Origin of the sequence: Sphaerochaeta sp. S2 (assembly GCF_016406725.1) — a bacterium.
Classification (GTDB): domain Bacteria; phylum Spirochaetota; class Spirochaetia; order Sphaerochaetales; family Sphaerochaetaceae; genus Sphaerochaeta.
Genome location: NZ_JAEKNT010000192.1, coordinates 1 through 6,017 on the forward strand (window position 1 = coordinate 1; position 6,017 = coordinate 6,017).

General features: G+C 45.3%; 6 protein-coding genes. 1 reads left to right on the top strand and 5 read right to left on the bottom strand.

The annotated features are described in order from the left end of the window. Window positions 1-52: 52 nt before the first annotated feature. From JF818_RS05190 to istA, 5 genes are all read right to left on the bottom strand, one after another. Window positions 53-865 carry a carbohydrate ABC transporter permease gene (locus JF818_RS05190; protein ID WP_198890905.1) on the bottom strand — a complete coding sequence of 271 codons (813 nt, stop codon included), beginning with the start codon at window positions 863-865 and terminating at the stop codon, window positions 53-55. After that, window positions 862-1,743 carry a carbohydrate ABC transporter permease gene (locus JF818_RS05195; protein WP_198890906.1) on the bottom strand — a complete coding sequence of 294 codons (882 nt, stop codon included), beginning with the start codon at window positions 1,741-1,743 and terminating at the stop codon, window positions 862-864. Before JF818_RS05195 ends, JF818_RS05190 begins: the two co-directional genes overlap by 4 nt. Window positions 1,744-1,807: 64 nt before the next feature. Continuing rightward, window positions 1,808-3,112, bottom strand: a complete 1,305-nt coding sequence (locus JF818_RS05200) for an ABC transporter substrate-binding protein (RefSeq protein WP_198890907.1) — start codon at window positions 3,110-3,112, stop codon at window positions 1,808-1,810. A 229-nt stretch (window positions 3,113-3,341) separates the two neighbouring features. Beyond that, window positions 3,342-4,094 (bottom strand): ATP-binding protein, encoded by a 753-nt coding sequence (locus JF818_RS05205; RefSeq protein WP_198890908.1) that lies wholly within the window; start codon window positions 4,092-4,094, stop codon window positions 3,342-3,344. Then, complete coding sequence (gene istA / locus JF818_RS05210) at window positions 4,091-5,638, bottom strand: IS21 family transposase (protein ID WP_198890909.1); 1,548 nt, start codon at window positions 5,636-5,638, stop codon at window positions 4,091-4,093. The genes JF818_RS05205 and istA overlap by 4 nt, the downstream gene beginning before the upstream one ends. On the opposite strand from istA, the gene JF818_RS05215 reads away from it, so the two are divergent. Beyond that, window positions 5,631-5,879: a hypothetical protein gene (locus JF818_RS05215; protein ID WP_198890910.1), complete on the top strand. Its 249-nt coding sequence runs from the start codon at window positions 5,631-5,633 to the stop codon at window positions 5,877-5,879. The genes istA and JF818_RS05215 overlap by 8 nt on opposite strands. Window positions 5,880-6,017: the final 138 nt, after the last annotated feature.

A 6,017-nucleotide genomic window follows, 5' to 3' on the forward strand; every position in this document is an offset into this window, starting at 1 on the left:
ATCTTATGCTGTTGAACATCGAATTACCTCAGCTACTATCATACAACGACTCTCAACTTTTAACTGCACCCGCAGTCATTCCAGCTGTAATATATTTTTGTGCGAAAAGATAGAGCAACAATAAGGGAAGAATGGTTATCACAATATCAGCAAAAATAAGATTCCACGATGAGGCATGAGCTCCATAAAAATTATATACTGTCAATGGAAGGGCCCATTTGTCACTACTGGAAAAATACAGTGGTATCTGGATATCGTTCCAGCTTCCTACGAAATTGAACACAACAAGTGTCATGGTAACAGGCTTCATCAAAGGAAAGAGTATCTGCAAGAAAAACGTCAAGGGCGGACATCCTTCCAACACAGCAGCTTCATCCAACTCTCTTGGAATGGTTTTTACAAACCCTGTATACAGGAATATGGACATAGGGAGTCCATAGGTAGCTGCTACCAATATGAGCCCAGCATAGGAGTTGAGTAACGACATATACTCGAGAACAAGATAGGTCGGTATGAATGCGACAGGAATGACCAACCCACTAAGAAAGAGATAATAGAGAACGGGCGCCCACTGCTTTCTTGATCTTCCAAGCACATATGCGGCGAGGGAGGCTAAGAGAATTATGATAATTCCTGAGCCAACTGAGATGATCAATCCATTATTGAATGCCCGAAGGATATTTGCGCTTTTAAAAACCTCCAGGTAATTTTCAAACTGCCAATCGGAAGGAAGTGAAATTGAGAAAAAACCTGCCTCTCTTCTCGTTTTAAATGAATTGATTACAACCATGTAGAGAGGAATGAAAAACACTAAACTTGCGAGCAAGGTCATTGTGTAAGAGGCCAAACGTAAAGGCTTTCTCATAATTCGATCTCCTTCTTTCGCAAGTAGGCAACTATTCCAAACGTGAGAAACGCAATGAGCAGGGTTGTGAATAAACCTACAGCTGAGGAGTACCCCAAATACCCGTTTCCAAAACTCTTATAGAGGAAGGTACTTAATACTTGCGTCTGGTCAGCAGGACCTCCATTGGTGGTTCCATACACTTGGGCAAATACCTTGATTCCTGCAATGATACTCAACATCAGTGTCACATTGATTGACTGTACAATGAGTGGAAGCGTTATATATCGTATCTGCTGGAGTTTATTGACTCCATCAATCTCTGCTGCTTCATAATAATCCCTGGGTATTGCTTGCAATCCTGCAATGAATATTGCCATGCTGAATCCAGTTTGTTGCCATATTTCCATGACACTGATGGACGTAAGTGAAAATCGAACATCAAAGAGCCAATCCTGTTGCAGATGACCAAGATGCAACCATTCGAGAGTGCTGTTGATCAAGCCATGGGTCGGATTATAGATCGACAGAAAAATAATCGCGAGCACAAGGGGGCTTATGGTTATCGGCATAAATATTATGGCACGGTTGATATGATTGAACCGAGTTTGTCGTTGTACAAGCAAAGCAAGCAGAAAACCTAACATATTCTTCCCAAGTACCGTTACAAAGGAAAAATAGAACGTGTTTTTAACCGCACGCCAAAAGTTTGGTTCAGAGAAAAGTCGTTTAAAATTATCCAAACCGATGAAATGCATATCATCGAAAAAGAATATTGACCAATCAGTAAAACCTAGTGCCAGACTTGCCACATTAGGAATGATGAAAAACAGAGTGAATAAACCTAACGCAGGAACTGCAAACCAGTAGGTGTAATAAGTGGATGTATACCTGTTCAAAAGAGGACGCTCCATGTGATGCTGTGGCAACCAAAACAGGCTGCCACAGCATAAGTATCAGTGTTTAGAAACCAGGAACACGACGGGCTTGTGCATCTGCAGCATAGGCTTCATACCAACGCTCTAGTGCTTCCTCAACTGAAAGACCAGCAAATAGGCCTTGTATCTGTTCATTGAACTTACCATAGAAGGGCTCCAATGGGGTCTCTCCGTTATAGGTACTATTATTGAAATCCCCAAGGGATGGGAGCATCTTTGCATACTCTTTCATCTCTTGGTTGAACGGGCTCATATTCAAAGAGAACCCAAGATCCGTATAGGGGACTGCTCCAGGTACCAATTCATAATAGGTCTTCAACGGTTTTTCAGTTAGCATGGTATTGATGAACTCTTTTGCAAGATCCAGATTTGAGCTATCTGCAACAGCAGAGAGATAGTTGGTGGCGGTTCCAAACAGTACATAGCCATCCTCAACATCATCCCAAAGTGGGGTATACATCATTCCAATGGCATCAACTGATTCTGGGTAGAACTCTTTGAGGGTGCCGTATGCATTGTCCAGCATTGCATAAAAAGCAACTTCACCATTTGCAAGAGCTTCAAGCGCCATATCATTGGTTGCGGACATATAATCTTTATTAATCAATCCCATTGTCTTGAGGGACAGCGCATTCTCCCATAGTGCTACCAGCTCTGGTACGTCACTTGGCATGAGTGTATTGGTGACAATACCTTCAACAACATCAGGATTATTCGCAAAGACACTCGTCATGGATGTAAGCAAAAGAATTTGTGCAGTCCAGACTTCCTTGTTGGAGATATATACTGGAGTATAGCCTGCATCCTTCACCTGTTTTAGCGCAGTTACAAACTGTCCATAGTCCATGATCGGTAAGGAAACACCACTTGCTTCCAGAACTTCCTTGTTATACAGGAGTCCCATGTTAGACTCCCCACCAAGTGGAGCTTTCAACACATTGCCTTGCCCATCCTTCGTAAGTGGTTTTGTGGTACTGGTAATTTTCTCTACCCAAGGTCCACTCAGCGGAGCAAGGTCCTTTGCAGATACATCCGTAAGCCCGAAGTTATGAACAATGATGTCTCCTGCATTGCCTGTGACCAACCGCGTGTTGGTCACATTGAGCATCTGGTCATCAGGAATTACATCATACTGCAAGGTAATACCCATGATCTCTGCAGCAGAATCGAGAGCTTTCCGGATATTTCCTGGACCTGCATCTCCAGAACTCATCATCACATGTAGAACTTGCTGTTTTTCTTGCTTCGCCCCAGTCTCTGACGTCCCTGCGGCACTCAAGAAACTAGTGAGCATCAGCAAAACGAGCAAAACACTTAGTAATCGTTTCATTATTGACTCCTTTTGTTTTCCGGACTTCTCAGCCCTTACTACTCTAGAGTCTTAAGCCTGTAGGTCAAGAAAGGAATGGAGAAAATGTTGAGAAAAGCTAGACAATTTCGGGTTTTCATTGGTCGATTGAGTTCAACGGTGCATCCCTGCCACTTGACCTGAACAAAGCCTGCCACTGAATTATGCAATCCCTGCCAGTAAGAGCTACTGACAGGGAAATTGGAAAGTATCAGGGTTTAGCTGAATGTCTGGAACGCAGGTCTTGTCCTTCAAGTCTCAGTATGTATGAAGAGGCCGTGACCCTTCCCAGGATAGCTTGTCCCAAGGCAACATTACCGATGACCTTGGGCCAATTCTCAACCGGTAATTGGGTGCAGATTATGGTTGACGTAGAGTCATAACGATTCTCCATCAGTTCCAGCAAGATTGAGGTCCACTGTTTCTCTGGTTGCTGACACAGCCATTCATCTATTACCAAGAGTGGGAACCGCGAATAATATCGCAGTTTTTTCTCATACTTTGGTGAATCATGTGAATAGAGATGTCCCAGCTCACGCATCAATGCCGGAAAGGAAACCACCTTGGTCCGGTACCCATGTAGACAAGCACGGTGGGCCAATGCCTTTGATATGAACGACTTACCCGTACCGGAAGCACCTACCACACAGACATTTGTATGGTTTTCGAGGTAGGTACAGGTGGCCAGCCTATCAATGGTAAGCTTGTCCAGGTTACGGTCAGGGTAGTATTCAATCTCATCAATATTAGCCACAGTATTGTGCAGCTTTGCCGTCTTCAGCAACCTCTGGGCCCTAGCATTTAGTCGTTGTAGCAATTCCTTGTTGGTAGTATCCAACAGCACATCCATCAATGGTACATGTTGCATGGATGGTGAGGAGAAAGCCTCAATCAATCCCAGGGAGATGCTTTCAGCTCCCAGTTGCTCGAAGTTCATCACCAGTTGTTTTTCCTTGTCTGTCATCGGGAACCTCCTGCATCGTGTGCGCAATAGAGGTCTCCAAGATCCTGCTCCTCCAGATCTTCCCGTGGATGCATCCCCTCAACGGGGACGATGGCATCCTTCAGGGTCTTGGCAATTGCATTGACAGCCTTGTACGAATGAATCCCGCTTTCCAAACCTTCCTTGCAGGCAGCCTCAAGGCATTCGGCGGTGTATTTGTTTGCTATACGTAGAATGCCCACACAAGATCGATAGGACTGCACCTCATACTCTCTGCTTGCCAGGACGTTTGAAATCATCTGTTCCGTGGCAGGACCAATCCTCCTTGCTTGGCTGAGAAAATGGTCGGAAGACCAGAGAAGATAGTCCCTGTGCCTCTCTGGGATATGCTCCGGCAAGGTGCTTTTCTGGCCTTTGAACTTGAGTCTTGGATGTTCTGCCACCAGGCTGTCCTTGTGGTATATGAACACTGTATGCGGGGTTGCCTTGACCGATACCTCGCTTTTAACCAGGTTAGATGGTAGGCTGTAGAACCGGTGATCGAACTCGATGTGATAGTCTTGGGCGACTGTTGCCGTAATCCGATCGAAGAGTTGAAAAGGTTTGCTCGGAAGCGGCAACAGTTCTGGTTGTTCCTGTTCAGTGAACAACCCAAGGCGTGAACCATCCTTCTTCTTGAAATCGGCGGCATTGAGCTTGTCCATGTAGTCCCAGATGCTTTGGTTCATCTCATCGAGTGACAGGAATTTCTGGTTGCGCAATGCAGCAATTATCTGCCGCGATGCATACCCAACAGCCCCTTCTACAACATTCTTGTCACGGGGAGCCTTGACTCTTGCCGGAACCACCACGGTCTTGTAATGCTGGGCAAGTTCAATCATCGCTGTGTTCAGCTCCGGTTCATACTTGTCTGGTTTCAATACCGCTGTTTTCAGATTGTCAGGCCGAAGAATAAGAGGGACCCCTGCAAAGAATGAAAGAGCATGGACAACACCAGTGACCCATGCAAGCATCTTTTCGTTTTCGAAGGCTTCTGCATAGAAATAGCCACTGAAAGGAAATGCAGCAACGAATAGATGACAAGGTATTGTCTCATCTGTCAGCCTGTCACTGAGAAGGATGGCGGAACCTGACCAGTCAAGCTCGAGGACCTCTCCTGGATGATGATCCTGCCTGAGGGAAATATTATTGTTTTTGGAATACTCACGTACAAGTGCATTGAATTGGCTTATGCTGTAGGGTTTCAATCCCAAACTCTTGCATTCTACCAAGTATTCAGTCCATACAAGGCCGCTGGTAACATGAGTTTTTTTCAGTTCCTTCACAACATGTGCAAAATCAGGAAGCAGATAGCTTGGGTCACGGACACCTTCCTGGCTGCAATGAAGGAGTTTCCTCAGGTCCTCGTTGGTGACATCCTCTGAAACTGGGAGTTGCAATCCCCGCTCTTTCGCTCGTTTGATGCAGAGTGCAACGGCATCCCTGGAGCAAGAAAGGCTGGTTGCAATCGATCGCTGGCTAAATCCTCCGCAATACAACCGCAGGATTTCCTTGAAATTGGTCATAATTGACCTCCTTGGATTGATATCTACATGCTATGCATGCATATCCAAGGTTTATCATCGCTTGGTTCCTACTGGTAGGATTTTCTCCGTTGGGTGGCTGGGTTTTTACCGGTCAACTGGCTGGGAACCGTCAGCGAACTCAGTCGATGACCAGTTGATCTTCTCACAAGAACTTGGGGAGTATGACAAGAGGATACGGATTGTGGAGATCAACGGCCCCATGTTCTTTGGATCGGTATGAGCTAAGACCTCTGTCAAGACAGGAAAGATAGAAAATAAGGAATTTCATGCTACCTGTTCTTTGGTATCGTCTTCCCCAACGGGGAAACATCCTTTTCTATAGACTTCATCCGGTATCTGATAATCCAGGCCTTGATGT

What these genes read in the sequence shown, in the direction of transcription:
- istA (WP_198890909.1), bottom strand. Translation starts at nt 5,638, where the DNA reads ATGACCAATTTCAAGGAAATCCTGCGGTTGTATTGCGGAGGATTTAGC.
- JF818_RS05190 (WP_198890905.1), bottom strand. Translation starts at nt 865, where the DNA reads ATGAGAAAGCCTTTACGTTTGGCCTCTTACACAATGACCTTGCTCGCA.
- JF818_RS05205 (WP_198890908.1), bottom strand. Translation starts at nt 4,094, where the DNA reads ATGACAGACAAGGAAAAACAACTGGTGATGAACTTCGAGCAACTGGGA.
- JF818_RS05200 (WP_198890907.1), bottom strand. Translation starts at nt 3,112, where the DNA reads ATGAAACGATTACTAAGTGTTTTGCTCGTTTTGCTGATGCTCACTAGT.